Annotated in this window: 17 protein-coding genes and 2 tRNA genes; 12 read left to right on the top strand and 7 right to left on the bottom strand. The window is 70.4% G+C overall.

What is annotated here, in order from left to right; translation table 11 throughout:
- Positions 1-3: 3 nt before the first annotated feature.
- Positions 4-1,881, bottom strand: coding sequence for a translational GTPase TypA (gene typA / locus ACGWYL_RS04510; protein WP_395486533.1), 1,878 nt, complete (start codon positions 1,879-1,881; stop codon positions 4-6).
- Between the two features lie 101 nt (positions 1,882-1,982).
- Between typA and ACGWYL_RS04505 the strand changes: the two genes are divergently transcribed.
- The 3 genes from ACGWYL_RS04505 (at position 1,983) to ACGWYL_RS04495 (ending at position 4,752) form a co-directional block, all read left to right on the top strand.
- Positions 1,983-2,441 carry a MarR family winged helix-turn-helix transcriptional regulator gene (locus tag ACGWYL_RS04505; RefSeq protein WP_269303982.1) on the top strand — a complete coding sequence of 153 codons (459 nt, stop codon included), beginning with the start codon at positions 1,983-1,985 and terminating at the stop codon, positions 2,439-2,441.
- Positions 2,422-4,032, top strand: a complete 1,611-nt coding sequence (locus ACGWYL_RS04500; protein WP_269303980.1) for a DHA2 family efflux MFS transporter permease subunit — start codon at positions 2,422-2,424, stop codon at positions 4,030-4,032. Before ACGWYL_RS04505 ends, ACGWYL_RS04500 begins: the two co-directional genes overlap by 20 nt.
- A gap of 87 nt (positions 4,033-4,119) precedes the next feature.
- A complete protein-coding gene (locus ACGWYL_RS04495) occupies positions 4,120-4,752 on the top strand; it encodes a LysE family translocator (protein ID WP_179427869.1) in 633 nt (210 codons plus the stop codon).
- Position 4,753: 1 nt separating this feature from the next.
- Here ACGWYL_RS04495 and ACGWYL_RS04490 read toward each other — a convergent pair whose 3' ends face one another.
- Together ACGWYL_RS04490 and ACGWYL_RS04485 are read right to left on the bottom strand one after the other, a co-directional pair.
- Entirely contained in the window at positions 4,754-6,058 is a 1,305-nt protein-coding gene (locus tag ACGWYL_RS04490; RefSeq protein WP_395486532.1) for a glycoside hydrolase domain-containing protein, read from the bottom strand.
- A gap of 91 nt (positions 6,059-6,149) precedes the next feature.
- A tRNA-Phe gene (locus ACGWYL_RS04485) sits at positions 6,150-6,223 on the bottom strand.
- 160 nt (positions 6,224-6,383) lie between these two features.
- Here ACGWYL_RS04485 and ACGWYL_RS04480 point away from each other — a divergent pair.
- Positions 6,384-7,106 (top strand): hemerythrin domain-containing protein, encoded by a 723-nt coding sequence (locus ACGWYL_RS04480; RefSeq protein ID WP_395486531.1) that lies wholly within the window; start codon positions 6,384-6,386, stop codon positions 7,104-7,106.
- 36 nt (positions 7,107-7,142) lie between these two features.
- Here ACGWYL_RS04480 and ACGWYL_RS04475 read toward each other — a convergent pair.
- Positions 7,143-7,219, bottom strand: a tRNA-Asp gene (locus ACGWYL_RS04475).
- 71 nt (positions 7,220-7,290) lie between these two features.
- Entirely contained in the window at positions 7,291-8,154 is an 864-nt protein-coding gene (gene gluQRS / locus ACGWYL_RS04470) for a tRNA glutamyl-Q(34) synthetase GluQRS (RefSeq protein ID WP_395486530.1), read from the bottom strand.
- A gap of 58 nt (positions 8,155-8,212) precedes the next feature.
- Between gluQRS and ACGWYL_RS04465 the strand changes: the two genes are divergently transcribed.
- Positions 8,213-8,902, top strand: a complete 690-nt coding sequence (locus ACGWYL_RS04465) for a TetR/AcrR family transcriptional regulator (RefSeq protein WP_179427879.1) — start codon at positions 8,213-8,215, stop codon at positions 8,900-8,902.
- Here the strand turns inward: ACGWYL_RS04465 and ACGWYL_RS04460 are convergent.
- Entirely contained in the window at positions 8,889-9,647 is a 759-nt protein-coding gene (locus tag ACGWYL_RS04460; RefSeq protein ID WP_395486529.1) for an SDR family oxidoreductase, read from the bottom strand. The genes ACGWYL_RS04465 and ACGWYL_RS04460 overlap by 14 nt on opposite strands.
- Positions 9,644-13,171: an indolepyruvate ferredoxin oxidoreductase family protein gene (locus ACGWYL_RS04455; protein ID WP_395487234.1), complete on the bottom strand. Its 3,528-nt coding sequence runs from the start codon at positions 13,169-13,171 to the stop codon at positions 9,644-9,646. The genes ACGWYL_RS04460 and ACGWYL_RS04455 overlap by 4 nt, the downstream gene beginning before the upstream one ends.
- 92 nt (positions 13,172-13,263) lie before the next feature.
- On the opposite strand from ACGWYL_RS04455, the gene ACGWYL_RS04450 reads away from it, so the two are divergent.
- The 7 genes from ACGWYL_RS04450 to ACGWYL_RS04420 all read left to right on the top strand — a co-directional run bounded on the left by ACGWYL_RS04450 (position 13,264) and on the right by ACGWYL_RS04420 (position 20,324).
- Complete coding sequence (locus ACGWYL_RS04450; protein WP_269303968.1) at positions 13,264-14,385, top strand: CdaR family transcriptional regulator; 1,122 nt, start codon at positions 13,264-13,266, stop codon at positions 14,383-14,385.
- 143 nt (positions 14,386-14,528) lie between these two features.
- Positions 14,529-15,683 (top strand): FAD-binding oxidoreductase, encoded by a 1,155-nt coding sequence (locus tag ACGWYL_RS04445; protein WP_269303966.1) that lies wholly within the window; start codon positions 14,529-14,531, stop codon positions 15,681-15,683.
- 7 nt (positions 15,684-15,690) lie between these two features.
- Positions 15,691-16,560, top strand: a complete 870-nt coding sequence (locus tag ACGWYL_RS04440; RefSeq protein ID WP_179427889.1) for a branched-chain amino acid ABC transporter permease — start codon at positions 15,691-15,693, stop codon at positions 16,558-16,560.
- Positions 16,560-17,618 (top strand): branched-chain amino acid ABC transporter permease, encoded by a 1,059-nt coding sequence (locus ACGWYL_RS04435; protein WP_179427891.1) that lies wholly within the window; start codon positions 16,560-16,562, stop codon positions 17,616-17,618. The genes ACGWYL_RS04440 and ACGWYL_RS04435 overlap by 1 nt, the downstream gene beginning before the upstream one ends.
- The gene (locus ACGWYL_RS04430) at positions 17,615-18,385 is read left to right on the top strand and encodes an ABC transporter ATP-binding protein (RefSeq protein WP_179427893.1); all 771 of its coding nucleotides are present in this window, start codon (positions 17,615-17,617) and stop codon (positions 18,383-18,385) included. Before ACGWYL_RS04435 ends, ACGWYL_RS04430 begins: the two co-directional genes overlap by 4 nt.
- The gene (locus tag ACGWYL_RS04425) at positions 18,378-19,142 is read left to right on the top strand and encodes an ABC transporter ATP-binding protein (protein WP_395486528.1); all 765 of its coding nucleotides are present in this window, start codon (positions 18,378-18,380) and stop codon (positions 19,140-19,142) included. The genes ACGWYL_RS04430 and ACGWYL_RS04425 overlap by 8 nt, the downstream gene beginning before the upstream one ends.
- A gap of 9 nt (positions 19,143-19,151) precedes the next feature.
- Positions 19,152-20,324 carry an ABC transporter substrate-binding protein gene (locus tag ACGWYL_RS04420; RefSeq protein WP_190263501.1) on the top strand — a complete coding sequence of 391 codons (1,173 nt, stop codon included), beginning with the start codon at positions 19,152-19,154 and terminating at the stop codon, positions 20,322-20,324.
- Positions 20,325-20,435 lie beyond the last annotated feature (111 nt).

Below are 20,435 nucleotides of genomic sequence, written 5' to 3'. Positions count from 1 at the left end.
CGCCTACTTGCGCTTGCGGGCGGTGCGGGCGCGCTCGCCCGCGTCGAGGATCACCTTGCGGATGCGCACGTTGCTCGGCGTGACCTCGACACACTCGTCCTCGCGGCAGAACTCCAGGCACTGCTCGAGCGAGAGCTTCTTCGGCGGGATGACCTTCTCGAAGTTGTCCGAGGTGGCCGAGCGGATGTTGGTCTGCTTCTTCTCCTTGGTGATGTTGACGTCCATGTCGTCGTCACGGGAGTTCTCGCCGACGATCATGCCCTCGTAGACCTCGGTGGAGGGCTCGACGAACAGCGTGCCGCGCTCCTGCAGGTTGGTCATCGCGAAGGAGGTGACGGCGCCGGCGCGGTCGGCCACGAGCGAGCCCGAGGGGCGCGTCGAGATCTCGCCGAACCAGGGCTCGTAGCCCTCGGAGATGTGGTGGGCGATGCCGGTGCCGCGGGTGTCGGTGAGGAACTCGGTGCGGAAGCCGATCAGGCCGCGCGCCGGGACCAGGAACTCCATGCGGACCCAGCCGGTGCCGTGGTTGACCATCTGCTCCATGCGGCCCTTGCGCACGGCGAGCAGCTGGGTGATCGTGCCGAGGTACTCCTCGGGCGCGTCGATCGTCAGGCGCTCGACGGGCTCGTGCAGCTTGCCGTCGATCTCGCGGGTGACGACCTGCGGCTTGCCGACGGTGAGCTCGTAGCCCTCGCGGCGCATCTGCTCGACGAGGATCGCCAGCGCGAGCTCGCCGCGGCCCTGGACCTCCCACGCGTCGGGGCGGTCGGTGGGCAGCACGCGGATCGAGACGTTGCCGATGAGCTCGGCGTCGAGGCGGTCCTTGACGAGGCGGGCGGTGACCTTGGTGCCCTTCTCGCGGCCGGCGAGCGGCGACGTGTTGGTGCCGATGGTCATCGAGATCGCGGGCTCGTCGACGTGGATGAGCGGCAGCGCGATGGGGTTCTCGGGGTCGGCCAGCGTCTCGCCGATGTTGATCTCGCTGATGCCCGCGATGGCGACGATGTCGCCGGGGCCCGCGGACTCACCGGGCTTGCGGTCGAGCGCCTCGGTGACGAGCAGCTCGGTGATCTTGACCCGCTCGACCGAGCCGTCGCGCTTCATCCACGCGACCTGCTGGCCCTTCTTGAGCTCGCCCTCCTCGACGCGCACGAGCGCGAGGCGGCCCAGGAAGGGGGAGGAGTCGAGGTTCGTGACGTGCGCCTGCAGCGGCGCGCCCTCGGTGTACTTGGGGGCGGGAACGTGCTCCATGATCGTCTGGAACAGCGGGATCAGGTTGTCGCCGTCGGGCAGCGTGCCGTCCTCGGGCTTCTCCAGCGAGGCGACGCCGGCCTTGCCGGAGGCGTAGACGACGGGGAAGTCCAGCGCGTCGTCGGCGGCGTCCTCGGGCAGCAGGTCCATGAAGAGGTCGTAGGTCTCGTCGACGACCTCGGCGATGCGGGCGTCGGGTCGGTCGACCTTGTTGACCACGAGGATGACCGGCATCTTCGCCAGCAGCGCCTTGCGCAGCACGAAGCGGGTCTGGGGGAGCGGGCCCTCGGAGGCGTCGACCAGCAGCACGACCGCGTCGACCATCGACAGGCCGCGCTCGACCTCGCCACCGAAGTCGGCGTGGCCGGGGGTGTCGATGATGTTGATGGTGACGGTCTTGCCGGGGATGTCCTCGGTGCCGGGTCCGGAGTACTTCACGGCGGTGTTCTTCGCGAGGATCGTGATGCCCTTCTCGCGCTCGAGATCACCCGAGTCCATGACCCGTTCGGTCACTTCCTGGTGCTCGGCGTAGGCGCCCTGCTGCTGGAGCATCGCGTCGACGAGAGTGGTCTTGCCGTGGTCGACGTGGGCGACGATGGCGACATTGCGCAGATCAGAGCGTGTAGGCACTCGCCCAATCCTACGGCAGTGCGGGAAACTCCTTGTCCACGCGGGGCGTAACGAAGGTCACGGTTCCGCAATAGTTGCATGTGCGTTAGTATTTCCCGGTCATGACCCAGTCACCCCATGCCTGCGCGTTCGAAGCCGTCCGAGGATTCCTCGGGCGGGTGTTCACGACGGCCGAGGGCGAGTCGCTGGAGTCCGTGGCGGGACTCGACCTGTCGTTCACCCAGGCGCGACTCTCGTTCGTGCTCGCCCACTACGAGCACCCCGTCGCCATCGGTGACCTGGCCGAGTCGGTCGGGCTCTCGCCGGCGGCCGCGGGGCGGAACATCCAGCAGCTGGTGCGCAAGAAGCTCGTCGTGCGCACCGAGAACCCCGAGGACCGGCGGGTCAAGCTCGTCACCCTCACCGACCGTGGACGCAGCCTGGCGCAGAGCCACCTGAAGTCCAAGGAGGACGCCGTGCGCACGCTGCTCGGCACCCTCGACACCGATCAGTGCCTCGCGCTCGTCGAGGCCCTCAAGCCCCTTGCGAAAGAAGAATCAGATGTCAGCCAGTCCTCCTGAAGGAGTCACCGACGACGACCGGATCACTCCGGAGATCCTCAAGGTCGCCGGCGTGGTCGTGCTCGGCGCGATCATGTCGATCCTCGACGTCACCGTCGTCAACGTCGCCCTGCCGACGTTCCAGACCGAGCTGTCCACCGACGGCGAGCCGCTCAAGTACGCGACCGTCGCCTGGACCGCCACCGCCTACATGCTGGCCCTCGCGGCCGTCATCCCGCTGACGGGCTGGGCGGCCGACCGCTTCGGCACCAAGCGCCTCTACATGACCGCGATCGCGCTGTTCACCCTCGGCTCGGTGCTGTGCGCCGCGGCCTGGAACATCGAGTCGCTCATCGCCTTCCGCGTCCTGCAGGGACTCGGCGGCGGCATGCTCATGCCGCTGGGCATGACGATCATGACCCGCGCCGCGGGCCCGCACCGCATGGGCCGCCTCATGGCGATCCTGGGCATCCCGATGCTGCTGGGCCCGATCCTCGGCCCGATCATCGGCGGCATCCTCATCGACGCCGCGTCGTGGCACTGGGTGTTCCTCATCAACCTGCCCATCGGCATCATCGGCCTGGTCTACGCCGCGCGCGTGCTGCCCAAGGACGCCCCCGAGCCCAGCGAGTCCCTCGACGTCATCGGCATGCTGCTGATGTCGCCGGGCCTGGCGCTGCTGCTCTACGGCATCTCGTCCATCCCGGGCGAGGGCACCGCCATGGCGACCAAGGTGATCGTCCCCACCGTCATCGGCGTGCTGCTCATCGGCGCGTTCGTGGTGTGGTCGTTCCGCCCGAAGCACCCGCTGCTCGACCTGCGCCTGCTCGGCAACCGCAACCTGCGCGTGTCGCTCATCGTGATGTTCCTGTTCGCCGGCGCCTTCTTCGGCGCGCTGCTGCTGGTGCCCACGTACTTCCAGCAGGTCCACGGCGAGTCGGTCATGATGGCCGGCATCCTGGTGGCCCCGCAGGGCATCGGCGCGATGCTGACGATGCCGATCGCCGGCTCGCTCGTCGACCGGGTCCCGGTCGGCCGGATCGTCCCGTTCGGCTTCGCCGGCATCCTGATCGGCATGTTCGGCGTCGCGCAGAGCACCGAGCCCAGCACGCCGTACTGGCAGATCATCGCCTGGCTGTTCGTCATGGGCCTGGGCATGGGCGCCACGATGATGCCGATCTTCACGTCGGCGCTCAAGACGCTCACCTCGCACGAGGTCGCCCGCGGCTCGACGCTGCTCAACGTCGTGCAGCAGGTCGCCAGCGCCTCGGGCATCGCGGTCATCTCGGTCGTCCTGACCAACGGCATGCAGAAGGGCTCGATCATCCCGGGCTCGGAGGCGCTGCCGGGCGTCGACGAGGGCCTCACGCCCGCGCAGCTGGCCGCCGCGTCGCACACCGAGCAGGGCTCGCAGCTGGTCCAGATGCTCGGCGTCTCGCCCGAGCAGCTGCAGGCCGGGTTCAACGACCTGGCCCACGCGTTCGAGCAGTCCTACTGGGTCGCCTTCGCGGTGCTCCTGGTGACGCTGATCCCGGTCGCGTTCCTGCCGCGCAAGAGCGAGCCCGTGAAGCTGCTCGACGACCAGGGTCACCCCCCGGTCGTCATGCACTGACGGTCACTCCCGCACGACGGCCCACCCGGCTCCCGGGTGGGCCGTCGTCGTTCCCCGTGCGATCCCGCGGAGGACTACGCTTCAGCCGTGCCCGCCCTCGACCAGCTGCTCGCCTTCGCGCTCGCCTCGCTCGTGCTGATCCTCATCCCCGGTCCCAGTGTCCTGTTCGTGATCGGGCGATCGCTCGCGCACGGGCGTCGCGCCGGCATCCTCAGCGTGCTGGGCAACGGGCTCGGCGGGCTGCCGGTGGTCCTGGCGGTCTCGCTGGGCCTCGGCGCGATCGTGGCCGGCTCGGCGGTGCTGTTCACGATCGTGAAGGTGCTGGGCGCCGGCTACCTCGTCTACCTCGGCGTGCAGGCGATGCGCCACGCCTCGATCGCGGTCACCGCCGAGGTCGACGGCCCCGAGGAGTCGCCGTGGCGCGCCCTGGGGGAGGGGTTCGTGGTCGGCGCGACCAACCCCAAGACCATCGTCTTCTTCGTCGCCGTGCTGCCGCAGTTCGTGAGCTTCGAGTCCGGTGCCATCGGCTCGCAGATGGCCGTGCTCGGCGTGCTCTTCCTGCTCATCGCGATCGTGTGCGACTCGGGCTGGGCGCTGCTGGCCGGAACTGCGCGCCAGTGGTTCACGGGCTCGCCGCGGCGGCTGGCGGCCGTGCGGCGCTCCGGCGGCGCGATGCTGGTGGGCCTCGGCGGCATCCTGCTGACCACCAGCCGCACCTGAGTCAGCGGCGACCGCGCTGGAGCGCGTCCCACACCGCCTGGTCGGCGGTCTGGTAGGTCGGCAGTCCGACCGACTTGCGGTAGGTGCGCACGGCCGTGGTCGTGCGGGCGTCGTAGATGCCCGTCACGTCCACCTTCTGGCCCGCGGCCCGCAGTGACCGCTGCAGGCGGTGCACCGGCTCGCCGACCTTGCCCCGCTTGAGCGCGATCGGCGTCTTGCCGCGCGACAGCAGGGCCGTCCACACCGGTCGCGAGGCCGTGGAGGTCTGCGACCAGCCCAGCGACGCCCGGTAGGAGTTCACGGCCCTGGTCGTGCGGGCGTTCCAGCGACCGGTGACGGTGGCGCCATGGCCGGCGCGCTTGAGCAGGCACTGGAGCAGCTTCACGTCGCCGCCGCGCGAGCCCGCCTTCAGCGTGCGGTAGCGGTTGAGGGTGGGCTTGATGCCGCACACCTTCTGCTCCTTCTTGGCCTTCGAGCCGCCGCCCACGGTGAGGACGTTCTTGTCGATCAGCACCTTGCGTCCGCGGTAGGAGACGGTGACGTTGTTGTGGTACTGGTGCAGGCGGTCGCGCTTCCAGAACGTGTTCTGCAGGTAGGGGCGCCCGTTCGTGTTCGCCTTCCTGTTCGTCCAGGCGAACCACATCTGGTCGGGGAAGTCGAAGGTCTTCGAGCCGGCGTGACGCACCTCGTCGACGGCCTGGATCGCGGCGGACGCGCTGGAGTAGAGGCCGACCTTGTAGCCGCGCTGGTGCACCCGCTGGACGAACGCGTCGATGAAGCTCAGCACCGCGGCGTTGCAGCGTCGGTTGGCGCGGTCGTACCACTCGATGTCGAGGTAGACCGCGTTCTTCTTGGCGAAGCCGTAACGGGCCGCGGCGCGCACGGCCTCGTCGGCGTCGGCGCGCGCCTGGGCGCGGGCCTTCCCGCGGTCGTACGCCATGCGCTCCTTCGGGGACTTCGAGTCGAAGCAGGGCGCCTGGTAGCCGACGTGGATCGGCAGGAACAGCCAGCCGCGCGACGCCTGCCGCTGGACCCACGCGGGGCTCAGGTAGGGCTGCTTCGACTCGTCGCAGTAGCGCGAGTTGCCCGAGGTGTAGATGCCGACCACGGTGTACGGCGAGGCCACGTTCCACGCGTCCATGACGTCGTTCGAGGGGGCCACGCAGGTGTCGAAGGCGTAGCCGCCGAATCGCTTCGGCGAGCTCGGCTTCGCGGCGTGGGCGGGCGCCGCGAGCAGCGAGGCGGTGAGCAGCAGGCCGAGCACGACGGTGAGCCGGCGGGCGACCTGGAGGACGGTGGAGCGCATCGTTCCAGCGTAGGTCGATGCGACGCGGGCGTCGACACGCTTGCTGGAGAAAGCGAGAATCCCCGGTCGGTGACCGGGGATCTCGAGGCGGTGGCCAGGGCCGGGGTCGAACCGGCGACCTTCCGCTTTTCAGGCGGACGCTCGTACCAACTGAGCTACCTGGCCGTGCTCCGTGGAGCGACGTTCACCCTACCGCACGGCCGCCGCGCCGCCGAAATCGCCTCCGGCTGCGTATCAGCAGCGACGTCGGGTGCTCTCCGGTCGTGGGTGGCCGCGCCCGCGCGTGCCGCCCGCCGTCGCACCGCAGTCCCGAGAGAGAAGGCAGATGTCCCCCACCCCCTTGCTGCTGCCGGGCCAGGCCGCCGCGCCCGAAGGCCCCGCCGACATGACCATGATGTACGTCCTGCACCACGCGTTCCGGCGCGACCTGCGGGACTTCACCCGCGCCGCCGCGCACACCGCCACCGACGACACCCCGCGCTGGGTCCTGCTCGCCGAGCGCTGGTCGCTGTTCACGCACGAGCTGCACCAGCACCACACCAAGGAGGACGAGATCCTCTGGCCGCTGCTGCTCGAGCGCGTGCGCGCCGCCTCCGACGCCGAGTCCGAGCGCGTCCTGCACGAGATGGAGGCCGAGCACGCGGTCCTCGACCCGCTGCTGACCGCGGCGTCCGCCGCACTCGAGCGGCTCTCGGCCGGTGGCGACGTGCGGGCCCACGACCTGCTGTCCGACTCGCTGGAGGAGCTCGGCGAGGCGCTGGACCAGCACCTGGGTCACGAGGAGAGCGCGGCCATCCCGATCCTGCACCGCTACGTCGGCGGCAGCGAGTGGGAGGAGCTCGAGCGGACCCGGTTCCGGCCGAAGCAGTCGCTCGCGCAGGCGCGGCAGTTCGTGCCGTGGGCGCTCAAAGGTCTGCCGGCCGACGCGGAGCACCGGGTGCTGAACCTCGGCGGTCCCGCGCTGCGCATCATCAACGCCCTCGGGCGCCGGAGGTTCCAGGCGCAGGAGGCGGCGGCGTTCGGGGGCCGCCTGAGGCGCCCGACATGAGAGGAGCCCCGCCCTTACGGGCGGGGCTCTCAGCACTGGCGACCCCGACGGGACTCGAACCCGCGACCTCCGCCGTGACAGGGCGGCGCGCTAACCAACTGCGCCACGGGGCCTTGTGCGTTGCGGTTTCAACCGCGACCGCAAGACTACCCGACGGTTCTGCGAGTCTCCAAAACGGGGGTGGTCAGAACGTGACGATCCATGGCTCGCGGCTGATCTCCCGGGGGTCCAGCTCGGCGAGCAGGGCCTCGGGCGACCGTGCCGCGACGCCCAGGGACGTGCCGATCAGGTCCCAGGCGTGCTCGGGGGAGAGGTCGCGCAGGGTCACGTCGCCGTCGCGCTTGGCCAGGCGCCGGCCGTCGGCGTTGAGGGCCAGCGGGACGTGCGCATAGGCCGGCGCGGGGGCGCCCAGCTCGTGCGTCAGGTAGGCCTGCGCGGGGGCGGCGTCGAGGAGGTCGTCGCCCCGGACGACCTGGTCGACGTCCTGGTCGGCGTCGTCGACCACGACGGCGAGGTTGTAGGCATGGGCGCCGTCGCCGCGTCGCAGGACGAGATCGTCGACGTGGCCCTCGATCTCGCCGTGCAGCTCGTCGCGGATCGTCCACGTGCGCTCGCGGGCGCGCAGCCGGATCGCGGGGGAGCGCTCGGCGCGGCGCGCCTCGCGCTCGCTCTCGGTGAGGTCGCGGCATGTGCCGGGGTACGAGCCGGGCGGGCCATGCGGCGCGCTGACGGCCTCGGCGATCTCGCGGCGCGTGCAGAAGCACTCGAAGGTCAGCCCGGCCGCGGTGAGGCGCTCGAGCGCGGCGGCGTAGAGAGGGTCGCGCTCGGACTGGCGGACGACCGGGCCGTCCCAGGTCAGCCCGAGGGCGGCGAGGTCGGCCAGCTGGCTGGCCTCGAACTCGGCCCGCGAGCGCTGGCGGTCGAGATCCTCGACCCGCAGGAGGAACGGGCGCCCGTCGGCGCGTGCGAACAGCCACGCGAGGATCGCCGTGCGCAGGTTCCCCAGGTGCAGGTCGCCCGACGGCGACGGAGCGAAGCGGCCGGCCACGCTCCCGACCCTAGTGACCCTTCGGTAGCCCGGCGCACCAACCACTAGAGTCGCTGCCGTGACATCCCACGGCGCCGAGCCCGAAGACTTCATGGAGCTGGCCGCGCGCCGGCGCATGTCGTTCCAGCGCAGCCCGGCGGCCGTCAGCCCGCGCGGTCTCTTCGACGACGTCGAGCCGGCGGGGCGCTTCCGCTTCCTCGTGGCCGCCGTCGTGGCGTTTTCCGGCCGGGGCTTCCACGCCACGACGACCCGCGACATCGCGACCGTGGCCGAGGCGAGCCCCGCGAGCCTCTACACGTACTACGACACCAAGTCCGAGCTGCTCCACGAGATGTCGGCGATCACCTTCCGCTACGTGATCGACATGCTGCGCGAGATCGTCGACCGCGGCGCCCCGCCCGTGGAGACGATCTCGGTGATCGTGCGCGAGTACCTGCGGTTCCACGCCGAGGAGAAGATCGTCGTCCTCGTGGTCAACCGCGACTACCGCGCGCTCGGCCTGAGCCAGCTCGCCGAGCTGCTCGGGATGGCCGACGAGATCCACCAGATCGTCGAGTCCGTGGTCCGGGCCGGCATCGAGCAGGGCGACTTCAGCGTGCCCGACGTGCACACCGCGACGCGGGCGGTGCTGCGCCTCGCCGATGTGTCCCCGTGGTTCAACGAGCGCTCGTCACGCACGATCGACGAGCTGGCCGACCACCACGTCGGGCTGATCCTGCAGATGCTGGGGCACGTCAGCGCGGACTGACGATGCTGAGGCCTCCGTCGAGCGGGATCACGGTGCCGGTGAGGAAGGAGCCTCCCGGAGCCGCCAGCAGGATGGCCAGCGCTGCCGCGTCGTCGGGTCGCCCGATGCGGCCCAGGGGCGCGGCCCCCTCGAACTCGTCGCGCGACTCGGCCAGCACCGCCGCCATCATCTTGGACTCGAACGGTCCGGGGGCGATCGCGTTGACCGTGATGTTCCGCGGGCCGAGCTCGACGGCCAGCACGCGGGTGAGGTGGTGCAGCGCCGCCTTCGACGCCGTATAGGAATAGGTGGAGAGGGTCGGGACGCGCAGGCCGTCGATCGACCCGATGTTGACGATCCGCGAGGGAGCGTTCGGCGTGGCCGATGCCTCGAGCAGGGGCGCCAGCTCGCGGACGAGGAAGAACGGCGACTTGAGGTTGAGGTCGACCACCTTGTCCCACGCCGCGGAGTCGAACTCCTCCAGCGGAGCGCCCCACGTGGCGCCGGCGTTGTTCACCAGCACGTCGAGCCGTCCGGCGCCGCCGGCGAACTCGGAGGCGAACGTGGCACAGCCGCCCTCGCTCGAGAGGTCGGCGACCCAGGGTCGCAGGCCTGCCGCGCGCAGCTCCTCGACGTCGAGGCGCCGCGAGACCACGTGCACCTCGGCGCCCGCGGCCGCGAACCCGTCGGCGATCATCCGGCCGATGCCGCGCCCGCCGCCCGTCACCAGCACGGTGCGGCCGGCGACGTCGAACAGTCCGCTCACGCGGTCACCTCCGTGAGGGCCGGGCCGGCCGGCGCGAGGGCCTCGGCAAGACGCTCGCGGTAGAGCTCGATGTTGCGCAGCTTGATGTCCTCGTAGCCGCGGACGAGGTCGGGCAGCGTCGCGATGGCGGCCGCGCGCTCGACGCCCAGCTCGGGCAGGTCACGCGAGATCCGCCCGACGAGCTCGACGTACTCCTCGCGCAGCTGCCGCTCGGCGCGGCGCACCTTCGCCATGCCGAACGGATCGAGCGCGGTGCCCCGCAGGCGACGCATCGCGTAGAGCGCGCGGAAGGCCGGCTTGAACCAGGCGCCCAGCGCGATCTTGCGCTTCATGCCCAGCGCCCGCAGCATCGGCGGGTGCAGGCGGTACTGCGCCTTCGCGCCCGGGCCGAACTCCGCCTCGAGGGCCGCGTCGAGCGACGGGTCGATCGACAGGCGCGCGACCTCGTACTCGTCCTTGTACGCCATCACCTTGTGCAGGTGCTGCGCCACGGCGAGCGTCAGCTCGCTCGACCCGGGAGCCGTCGCGGCCTCCCGCTCGCGCACCTGCCCGACCACCTCGACGTAGCGGCGGGCGTAGGCCAGGCTCTGGTAGGACTCGAGGTCGGCCGCGCGCGACGTGACCAGCTCGGTGTCGGCGGCGCCCTCGGCGAAGCCTGCCTGCGCGACGAGCGAGCGGACCCGGTCGGAGACCGGCGCCAGCGCCGACGTCTCGGGGGCCTCGGCGGTCAGGTCGCTCAGCAGCGCCGCGCGGTCCGCGACGAACTGGCGACCACGGCGGAACGCCTGCACATTGCGCTCCACGGCCACGCCGTTCAGCTCGAGCGCCGTCTCGATGCTGGCCGCCCGGACCGGCAGGGCGCCGGCCTGGTGGGCCACGCCCAGCAGGAAGATGTTCGCGAACTGGTCGTCGTCGAACAGGTCGAGCGTCATCGCCCGGGCGTCGACGAAGCGGCTCTCGCTCTCGCGGGTCACCTGCTGGATGCGGCCGACCGTGCTCTCGGCCTCGGGGAACGAGACCGTCGTGTCGGTGACCATGGCGCCCGTCGGGACCTCGGCGGTCGAGACGATCGCGACGGTGCGCTCCTCGTGGGCGACCCCGAGGTAGGAGTCCTGCGCGGCGACGAGGACGTCGCAGCCGAGGTACAGGTCGGCCTGGCCGGACGCGATCTTGTTCGCACGGTCGACCGGGGTGGTGCTGAGCTTGACGTCCGAGACGACGGCGCCGCCCTTCTGGGCCAGGCCGGTCTGGTCGAGTCCGCGGACGAAGCGCCCGTCGATCTGCGCCGCGGTCGCGACGATCTGCGAGACCGTGACGACGCCCGTGCCGCCGATGCCGGTGATGCGCATCTCGAACGCGTCCGCCGAGACGACCGGCTCGGGCTCGGGGAGCACGTCCGCCGAGAGCGCGGGGACCACGCGCTTGGCCTTCGCCCCGCCCGGGGTGACGGTGAGGAAGGAGGGGCAGTCGCCGTCGAGGCAGGACAGGTCGATGTTGCAGGAGGCCTGGTGGATCTTGGTCTTGCGACCAAGCTCCGTGCTCACGGGCTGCACCGAGAGGCAGTTGGACTTGTCGCCGCAGTCGCCGCAGCCCTCGCAGACGCGCTGGTTGATGAACGCGCGCGTCGGGGGCGCCTCGACGATCTTGCGCTTGCGCTTGCGACGCAGCTCGGTGGCGCACTCCTGGTCGTTGACGAGGACGGTGACGCCGGGGGTGCGGCTGAACTCCTCCTGCGTGCGCATGAGCTCGTCGCGGTGGCGGACGTCGACGCCCTTCGGCAGCCGGCGGCGCCGGTAGCGGCGAGGCTCCTCGGTGGTGATGACGACCTTGGCCACGCCCTCGGCGAGCAGCTCCTCCACGATCTCGTCGACCGTCATGAGGCCGACGGCCTCCTGGCCGCCGGTCATCGCGACGGCGGAGTTGTAGAGGAGCTTGTAGGTGATGTTGGCGCCCGAGGCCACGGCCGCGCGGATCGCGAGCGAGCCGGAGTGGTGGAACGTGCCGTCGCCCATGTTCTGGAAGAGGTGGCCGCTCTCGACGAACGGGGACATGCCGATCCAGGTGGCGCCCTCGCCGCCCATCTGCGTCATCCCGATGACGTCGCCGACGCGCTCCTCCGGCATGAGCGAGACCATGCCCGAGCAGCCGATGCCGGCGCCGACGAGCGAGCCCTCGGGCACCTTGGTGGACCGGTTGTGGGGGCAGCCCGAGCAGAAGTAGGGCGTGCGGTTCGCCGTCAGCAGCGGCAGCTGGATGCGGGCCCGGCGTCGCGGACGGGTCGTGAGCTCGACCTCGACCTCGGGCAGCGAGACGTGCTCGGCCAGCCGCGCCCGCAGGACGTCGGCGATGATCTCGGGGGTCAGGTCGGCGTCCGCACGGAACAGCGGCAGGCCGGTCAGCGTGCGCTTGCCGCTGACGGACGGCGCCTCGAGGTGGCCGTAGAGGATCTCCTTGAGGGCCGACTCGACGAACGAGCGCTTCTCCTCGACGACGATGACCTCGCACAGGCCGATCGCGAAGTCCTTGATCTGCTCCGGGTCGAGCGGGTGCACGGCGCCGAGCTTGAGCAGCCGGATGCCGCTCGCCTCGAGGTCCTCGTCGTCGAGGCCGAGCCCCGCGAGCGCCTGGCGGACGTCGTAGTAGGTCCCGCCGGCCGCGACGATGCCGACGACGGCACCGTCCCCGGCGCCCTCGACCCGGTTGATGTCGTTGGCCACGATGTAGCGCCGGGCCAGCTCGATCCGCTCGGTGAACAGGCTGCGCTCGAGCTCGGCCAGCGTCGGCTGGAGGAAGCGCGCGCTGACGGTGTGGGTGAAGTCCCGACCCGCGATGCGGCGCGAGGGGATGACGGGAGCGAAGTCGGAGGACACGGTCGTGCTGGCGGTGCCGTCGGCGACGTTCGTCGCGATCTTGAGGCCGGTCCACAGGCCGCTGAAGCGCGACATCATCACGGCATGCAGGCCCAGCCGGAGGCACTCGGCCGGGTCGGCAGGCACGAGCACGGGCATGCCCAGCTCGGCGATCGCGATCTCGCTCGAGCTGGGGACGGTGGAGGACTTGGCGATCGAGTCGTCGCCGACGATGGCGACGGCGCCGCCCTCGTGGTGGGCGCCGCCGAGGTTCGCGTGGCGGAGTGCGTCGGAGGCCCGGTCGAGACCCGGCGCCTTGCCGTACCAGTACCCGACGATTCCGTCGTTGATCCGGTCCGTGGCGTTGCCGGCGAGCTGGCTGCCCTGGACGATGTTCGCCGCGAGCTCCTCGTTGAGTCCCGGCTTGAACTGGACGTCGGCGGCGTCGAGCAGCTGCTGCTGACGCGAGAGCTCGAGGTCGTAGCCGGCGAGCGGAGATCCCTCGTAGCCGGACACCAGCCCGGCGGTTCGACGACCCTCGCGACGGTCGAAGCGCGCGACGTCCAGCGGGAGGCGCACGAGCGCCTGCAAGCCGGACATGAAGACGGTTCCGTCCTCGACCGTGTAGCGATCCGAGAGCTTCATCGACGACCTCCTGTGACGTGGATCTCTGATTCAATCGGACCTGACTCGTGATATCACCGGTCAGAAGCACCAAATCCCGGCCAGAACGGGCTGGTCTTTGGTGGATTCCACAAAGGAGGGTCATGGACGACCACGAGAAGCGCCTCGCGACGGCCCTGTGCGCCCGGGTGGCGGCCGACCTCGACGAGCTGGGACCGCGCATCACGCGCAGCATCCGGCTCGCCCAGCCCGAGTACTCGCTCGTGCCCCTGGACGACCACGTCGAGCACGTCACCGAGCAGCAGCGGCTGCTGCTGATCGCGCTCGGGCGGCACGAGGTCGTGAGCGGCAGCCAGCGGGCACGCGCCGCGGACCTCGGCCGGCTGCGGGCCACCCAGGGCGTGAGCGTCGCGACCGTCATCGGGGCGTACCACGTGGGCAACCGCGAGCTGTGGCAGAACCTCGTCGCCTACGCGGACGAGGAGACCTCCTGCCTGCCGGGACTGGCGACGCTGCTGTGGCGCTCGATCGAGGTGATGACGGCCGAGATCGTCGCGGCCTACGAGACCACGGCCCGGGCGCGCCAGACCCACGCCCTGTCGCTGCGGCAGCGGCTCGTCGAGCTGCTCCAGCGCGACGAGCTGGCGGCCGAGGCGCACGACGTGGCCGTCACGCTCGGGCTCGACCCGGCCGGCGCGTTCGTCGGGGCGTGGGTCGGCCTCGAGGACGACCCGCTGGCGCAGGCCGCGAGCCTGACCTCCGGCCTGCGACGGGGCACGGCCTTCGCGGTCGGTCACCCTGCGGGCGTCCAGGTCCTGGCCCAGGGCTGCAGCGCCGACGAGCTCGAGCTCGCGATCCGCGCGGCGGAGCCCGACGTCCGGCTCGGGGTGGGTCTCGAGCGCGCCGGGCTCGAGGGCGCTCGCGACTCGTTGCTCGACGCCCGGCTGTGTCTCGAGATCGCCACCGACGCCCAGCCCACGCGCCGGTTCGAGGAGGACTGGCTGAGGGCGACGATCCGGTCCCAGGCCGACCGCCTGGACCCCATCGTGCGGGGGCTGCGGGACGTCGTCGAAGCCAATCCGCACCTCGTCGAGACGTTGGATGTGTACGTTGACACCGGCTTCTCGATCGCCGACACGGCGCGGGTCCTGCACCTGCATCCGAACAGCGTCGCGTACCGCTTGGACCGGTGGAATCGTCTCACTGGTTGGGACGCAAAGACCTTCCGAGGGCTGTCGCAGTCGTTGCTCGCCGCAGTGTTGTAACTAATTTTCCCTGCAATCTCGGCTTTTTACATTGCGGAAACGCAATGTTGACTAAGCGCTCGCTTGTGCCCCGCTATCTTCGGGTGTCATAGTGCTGCTCCTGTGATGGATGTCACGTGGAGCCGAGGTAGGGAGTCGAGCGCATGACCCAATCCGAATTCGATGTGATCGTCGTCGGCGGCGGGATCGCCGGCGTGTCGATCGCCAGCGAGCTGTCGAGCGACCGGTCGGTCTGCCTCGTCGAGATGGAGTCCTCGCTGGCCTTCCACACGACCGGCCGATCGGCCGCGACGTTCCTGGAGACCTACGGCGGACCGAACATCCGCGCGCTCACCACGGGCAGCCGCGAGTTCCTCACGAAGCCCCCCGCGGAGTTCGAGCAGATCCTCATGACGCCCCGGCCGCTGCTGCAGTTCGCGAAGCAGGGTCGCGAGAGCGTGATCGAGGAGCTGCACCGCGACGTGCTGCCCCTGGTCCCCGATGCCGAGCTGGTCGACGAGGCGCGGATGATGCAGCTGTTCCCGCTGCTGCGACCGGGCTTCTCGAACGTCGGCATGTACGAGCCCGGCGCCATGGAGCTCGACGTCCTGGCGATCCACGGCGGCTACGTCCGGACGGCTCGCCAGAACGGCGCCGAGATCCACAAGGGCGCCAAGGTCGAGCGCATCGAGCGCGAGGACGACGGCCGCTGGTCGGTCACCACGAGCGACGGGGAGACCCGGCGCGCGCCGCTGGTGGTCAACGCCGCCGGAGCCTGGGCAGACGTCGTGGCCGAGGCGGCCGGCGTGCGCCAGATCGGGCTGCGACCGCTGCTGCGGACGATCTTCATGGTCTCCTCGCCCGGCGGCGCCGGCACGAAGGACCTGCCCATCCTGGGCGACATCGACCAGGCGTTCTACGTCAAGCCGGAGGGGGAGCAGTTCCTGTGCTCGCCGGCCGACGAGACCCCCAGCGAGCCGAAGGACGCCAAGCCCGACTCGCTCGAGATCTCGCGGGCGATCGACGAGGTCAACGACGCGACCACGATCGGCGTGAAGGGCGTCTCCACCTCGTGGGGCGGCCTGCGCAGCTTCGTCCCCGACCGCAACTTCGTGGTCGGCGAGGACCCCGAGGCCGCCGGCTTCTTCTGGTTCGCCGGACAGGGTGGCTACGGCATCCAGACCGCGCCCGCGACGGCCCGCCTCGGCGCGGCGCTGGCCCGCGGGGAGCAGGCGCCCCAGGACCTGCTCGACCGTGGCCTCGACCCGCTCGCGCTCGTCCCGCACCGTCCCGGCATGCTCGTCGACGCAGGGCACTGAGGCCGCCATGGAGCTCCTGCAGCAGATCATCAACGGTCTGACCATCGGCAGCACGTACGCCCTCGTGGCGATCGGATTCTCGGTCGTCTACGGCGCGCTCGGGCTGGTCAACTTCGCCCACGGCGACATCCTCATGGCCGGCGCGTTCTCGACGTACGGGCTCTACACGCTCGGCGTCCCGCTGCCCCTGGCGTGCCTCGGCGGCATCGTCGTCGGCAGCCTGCTGGCGGTCGCGGTGGAGGAGGTCGCGGTACGGCCGGTCCTCACCCAGCATCTGCTCATCCCCATGATGACCACGCTCGGCGCCGGACTCATCATCCGGAACATCGTCGAGCGCATCTGGGGCAACGGCACGCTGCCGTTCCCGTCGTTCACCGGCGGCGGCTACGTCCACATCGGCGACCTGCAGATCTCGAAGTCGGCGGTGGTCACGCTGGTCGTGGCGTTCGTCGCGATGTTCGCCTTCCTGGCGTTCCTGAAGTTCACCAAGGCGGGCTTCGCGATCCGCGCGGTCGCGCAGGACATGACGGCCGCCCGCCTCATGGGCGTGCCGGTCAACCGCACGATCGCCGTCGTCTACCTGACCGGTGGCGCGATGGGCGTCGTCGGCGGCCTGCTCTACGCGAACACGCTCGAGGTCGTCTACCTCGGCATGGGCTTCGCGGTGCTGCTCAAGGGCTTCGCGGCCGCGATCGTCGGCGGCATCGGCAACCTGCAGGGCGCCATGATCGGCGGCCTGGTCATCGGCGTGCTGGAGTCCACCGTCGGCCCCGCGACCGGCTCCTACCGCGACGCGGTGGCGTTCGTCCTGCTGATCGCGATCCTCCTCGTCCGTCCCACCGGCCTGCTCGGTGCCCGCATCCAGGAGCGTGTCTGATGCTGCAGGTACTCCCCAAGAAGCTCCTCTGGGCCATCGGCGCGATCGCGCTGGTCGCCGCGGTCCTGCTGCCGAATCTCGTCGAGCCGTACACGGTGCGCGTCGCCGCGCTGATCCTCGTGTTCACGGTGTTCGCCACGGGTCTCAACATCATCCTCGGGTTCACCGGTCTGCTGAGCTTCGGCCACGCCGCCGTCTTCGGCGTCGGCGCCTACGTCTCGGCGCGGCTCCTGCTCGACACCGGCATGCCGCTGCTGCTCGTCATGGTCGCGGCCACCGTCGGGGCGGGCGTGGTGGGACTGCTGGTCGGCCTCACCTCATGGCGCGCGGGCGGCGACTACCTCGCCCTCGTGACGCTCGGCGTCGGCCAGATCTTCTACCTGTTCCTCATCAACGAGAAGGACCTGACGGGCGGCGCGACCGGCCTCCCGGGCATCCCCGCCGGCAACTTCTTCGGCTGGGACCTGGCGCCGCTGGAGAACACGTACCTGTTCATCCTCGCGGTCACCGTCGTCGTGATGGGCTTCGCCTGGGTCCTGGGACGGTCGTACTTCGGCCGGGCCATGCTCGCGGTGCGCGAGGACGAGATCATCGCCCGCGCCCACGGGATCAACGTGCCGCTGACCAAGGTCCTGTCGTTCGGCATCGGCAGCGCGATCGCCGGTCTCGCCGGCGTGCTGCAGGTGCTGCTGCTGGGCTTCGTCGGACCCGCGACGTTCAAGGTCGACCAGTCGATCCTCGTGGTCGAGATCGTCCTGATCGGCGGCATGGCCACGACGATCGGCCCGCTGCTCGGCTCGATCCTCGTCATCGGCTCGACCGAGTACCTGCGAGCCCTGGCCGACTACCGCTCGGCCGTGTTCGGCGTGCTGATGCTCGTGATCCTGCTCTGGCGTCCGGGCGGTCTCGCCCAGATCTTCGGGCTGAGCTCGCGGACGCCCAACGCGGTCCGGCTGCCCTTCATCGGGAGGATCGGCCGCCGCAAGGGCGCGCCGGCTGCGACGCCCGCGGCGGACGAGATCGAGGACGAGCACGAGAAGGAGGAGGTCAGCCGATGAGCACGACCCTGCTGAAGGCGACCGACGTCGGCTGCCGGTTCGGAGGCGTCATCGCCCTCGACCGTGTCGACTTCGAGGTCGCCGAGAACGAGATCGTCGGCCTGATCGGGCCGAACGGATCGGGCAAGACCACCCTGCTGAACGTGCTCTCGGGCATCTACAAGCCCACGTCCGGCTCGCTCACGATCGGCGGCAACGACGTCCGCTGGCCGTCCTCGCGGATCCTGAGCAAGCGGTACAAGCTGGCGCGGACGTTCCAGAACATCCGCCTGGCGCCCGGGCTCACCGTGCGGGACAACGTCCTCATCGGGATGCACTCGACGTTCCACTGGTACGACGCGCTGCGCCGTGGCAGGTCGTCCCGTGAGGCGTCGGCCCGCCAGGCCGCCGACGAGATCCTCGAGTTCGTCGGGATCGCGGACAAGGCCGACCACATCGCCACGGACCTCAGCTACGGCGACCAGCGCCGCGTGGAGATCTCGCGGGCGCTGGCGACCTCGCCGAAGCTGCTCCTGCTCGATGAGCCGGCTGCCGGCATGAACCCGCGCGAGGCCGCGTCGCTCGTGACCCTGATCCGCCAGATCCACGCCCAGCGAGACCTCTCGATCGTGGTCATCGAGCACAACATGAACGTCGTCATGAACACGGCGTCACGGGTCATGGTGCTCGACGCCGGACTCTGCATCGCCCACGGCGACCCGAAGACCGTGAGCTCCGACGAGCAGGTGCTCGAGGCGTATCTGGGAAAGAGGTTCCGCAATGCCTGACCTGCTGCTGCAAGCCAAGGACCTGTGCGTCCAGTACGGACCCGTCACCGCCCTCGACGGCGTCTCGATCGAGGTCAACCGCGGCGAGATCGTCGCGCTGGTCGGTGCGAACGGCGCCGGCAAGTCCACGCTGCTCAAGACGCTCTCAGGCCTGCTGCGGCCCGTGGCCGGGGAGGCCTCGTTCGACGGGACCGACCTCGCGCGCACCCCGGCGCACCGGATCGTCTCGGCCGGACTCGTGCACGTCCCGGAGGGCCGCCACGTGTTCCCCCGGTTCACGCTGCGCGAGAACCTCATGGCGGGCGCGTACACGGGCGACTTCCGCGCCGCGGCGAAGCGCGCCGACGAGATCATCGCGTCGACGCCGATCCTGGCGCGCCGCGCCGGCAGCACGGCCGGGCAGCTCTCCGGCGGCGAGCAGCAGTGGCTCGTCGTGGAGCGCGCGCTCATGGCGAATCCGACGATGATCATGCTCGACGAGCCGTCGATGGGCCTGTCGCCCGTGCTCGCCGACCAGATCCTCGAGCTCGTGAGCCAGCTGCGCGACCGCGGCGTCACGGTGCTGCTGGTCGAGCAGAACGCGCTCGGCGCGATGGAGATCGCCGACCGCGTCTACGCGCTCGGCTCGGGCTCGATCCTCTACTCCGGCACGTCCGAGGAGCTGCGCCACAACGAGCACTTCGCCGACCAGTTCCTGGGAGTCGTCTCGGCCGACGCCGAGGCGGCTGCCGCCACCAACCCCCCGCAAGAGAAGTAGGAGCAACACATGTTCAGCAAGCGCGTGGCCCTGGCCGCCGCACTCAGCACGGCCCTCCTGGCCAGTGCGTGTGGCGGCGGCTCCGGCAGCAGTGACTCCGACACCGTCGTCCTGGCGGTCGCCGGACCCATGACCGGCGACAGCGCCGAGTACGGCCAGCAGCAGCTGGCGGGCATCCAACTGGCCGTCGACCAGTACACCGAGGGCGGCGGCATCCCCGAGGGTCCGCTGAAGGGCAAGAAGATCAAGGTCGTCAAGTACGACGACGCGGGCGACCCGAACCAGGCCGCGTCGGTCGCGCAGAAGATCTGTGACGACACCGAGGTCATCGGCGTCTTCGGCCACGTCAACTCCTCCGCGACCCTGGCGGCCGAGCCGATCTACGAGCGCTGCGGCGTCCCGCTGATCGTCAGCTACTCCTCGAACCCCGAGATCACGGCCGAGCTGCACGAGAACCTGTTCCGCACGCTCGTCGACGACGCCAAGCTGGGCGCCGAGATGGCCAGCTTCGCCGCGGGCGAGCTGAAGGGCAAGAACGTCGGCGTCATCTCGTCGGACGACGACTACGGCGTCGGCCTGAAGGAGAACTTCGAGCCCGCCGCCGAGGAGCTCGGCCTCACGGTCGCCAAGAGCCTGGTCACCACGACCGGTCAGAAGGACTTCACCCCGCAGCTGACCGAGCTGAAGAACGCCGGCATCGACAGCCTCGTCCTGCTGAACCTCTACACGGACGCCGCGCTGCAGATCAAGCAGGCGAAGGCCCTCGGACTGGACGTGCCGATCCTGGTCACGGCCAGCGCCAACAACCCCGAGCTGGTCAACATCGCCGGTGCCGAGGCCGCCGAGGGCACGTACGTCTCGGCGATCTTCGACCCGGGCAGCAGCAACGAGGGCACCCAGGCGTTCGTCAAGGCGTTCAGCGACGCCAATGGTCGCGAGCCCAGCGAGGGCGCGGCCGTGGCCTACGACTCCGCGTGGGTCGTCTTCCGGGCCTTCGACGAGGGCGCGAAGGACCGCGAGTCGCTGATCAGCACGATCGACGGCATCGAGTCCTTCGACCTGCCGATCGTCGGGGAGTTCGTCTTCAACGACAAGCACGAGCCCACGGTCACGCCCGGCAAGCCCTCGCAGTCGCTGCTGCAGGTGCAGGGCGGCGAGATCAAGACGCGCCCCGGCGCGTGAGTCCCGGTCCGGCGGGTGCGGACTCCGCGCCCGCCGGGCACCACTTCCCCACCATCGCGGCGGCCGTCCGGTCGTGGCAGCAACTCCCAACCAACGAAAACCAGGAGTGAC

Origin of the sequence: Aeromicrobium sp. JJY06, assembly GCF_044069275.1 — a bacterium.
GTDB lineage: Bacteria > Actinomycetota > Actinomycetes > Propionibacteriales > Nocardioidaceae > Aeromicrobium > Aeromicrobium tamlense.
This window is presented reverse-complemented; position numbering and strand designations above follow the sequence as displayed.

Bases quoted from the DNA above. Each gene is read 5' to 3' on its own strand.
- ACGWYL_RS04505 (WP_269303982.1), top strand. From the start codon at position 1,983: ATGACCCAGTCACCCCATGCCTGCGCGTTCGAAGCCGTCCGAGGATTC.
- ACGWYL_RS04420 (WP_190263501.1), top strand. From the start codon at position 19,152: ATGTTCAGCAAGCGCGTGGCCCTGGCCGCCGCACTCAGCACGGCCCTC.
- ACGWYL_RS04490 (WP_395486532.1), bottom strand. From the start codon at position 6,058: ATGCGCTCCACCGTCCTCCAGGTCGCCCGCCGGCTCACCGTCGTGCTC.
- ACGWYL_RS04425 (WP_395486528.1), top strand. From the start codon at position 18,378: ATGCCTGACCTGCTGCTGCAAGCCAAGGACCTGTGCGTCCAGTACGGA.
- ACGWYL_RS04500 (WP_269303980.1), top strand. From the start codon at position 2,422: ATGTCAGCCAGTCCTCCTGAAGGAGTCACCGACGACGACCGGATCACT.
- ACGWYL_RS04450 (WP_269303968.1), top strand. From the start codon at position 13,264: ATGGACGACCACGAGAAGCGCCTCGCGACGGCCCTGTGCGCCCGGGTG.
- ACGWYL_RS04480 (WP_395486531.1), top strand. From the start codon at position 6,384: ATGTCCCCCACCCCCTTGCTGCTGCCGGGCCAGGCCGCCGCGCCCGAA.
- ACGWYL_RS04440 (WP_179427889.1), top strand. From the start codon at position 15,691: ATGGAGCTCCTGCAGCAGATCATCAACGGTCTGACCATCGGCAGCACG.
- ACGWYL_RS04445 (WP_269303966.1), top strand. From the start codon at position 14,529: ATGACCCAATCCGAATTCGATGTGATCGTCGTCGGCGGCGGGATCGCC.
- ACGWYL_RS04430 (WP_179427893.1), top strand. From the start codon at position 17,615: ATGAGCACGACCCTGCTGAAGGCGACCGACGTCGGCTGCCGGTTCGGA.
- ACGWYL_RS04435 (WP_179427891.1), top strand. From the start codon at position 16,560: ATGCTGCAGGTACTCCCCAAGAAGCTCCTCTGGGCCATCGGCGCGATC.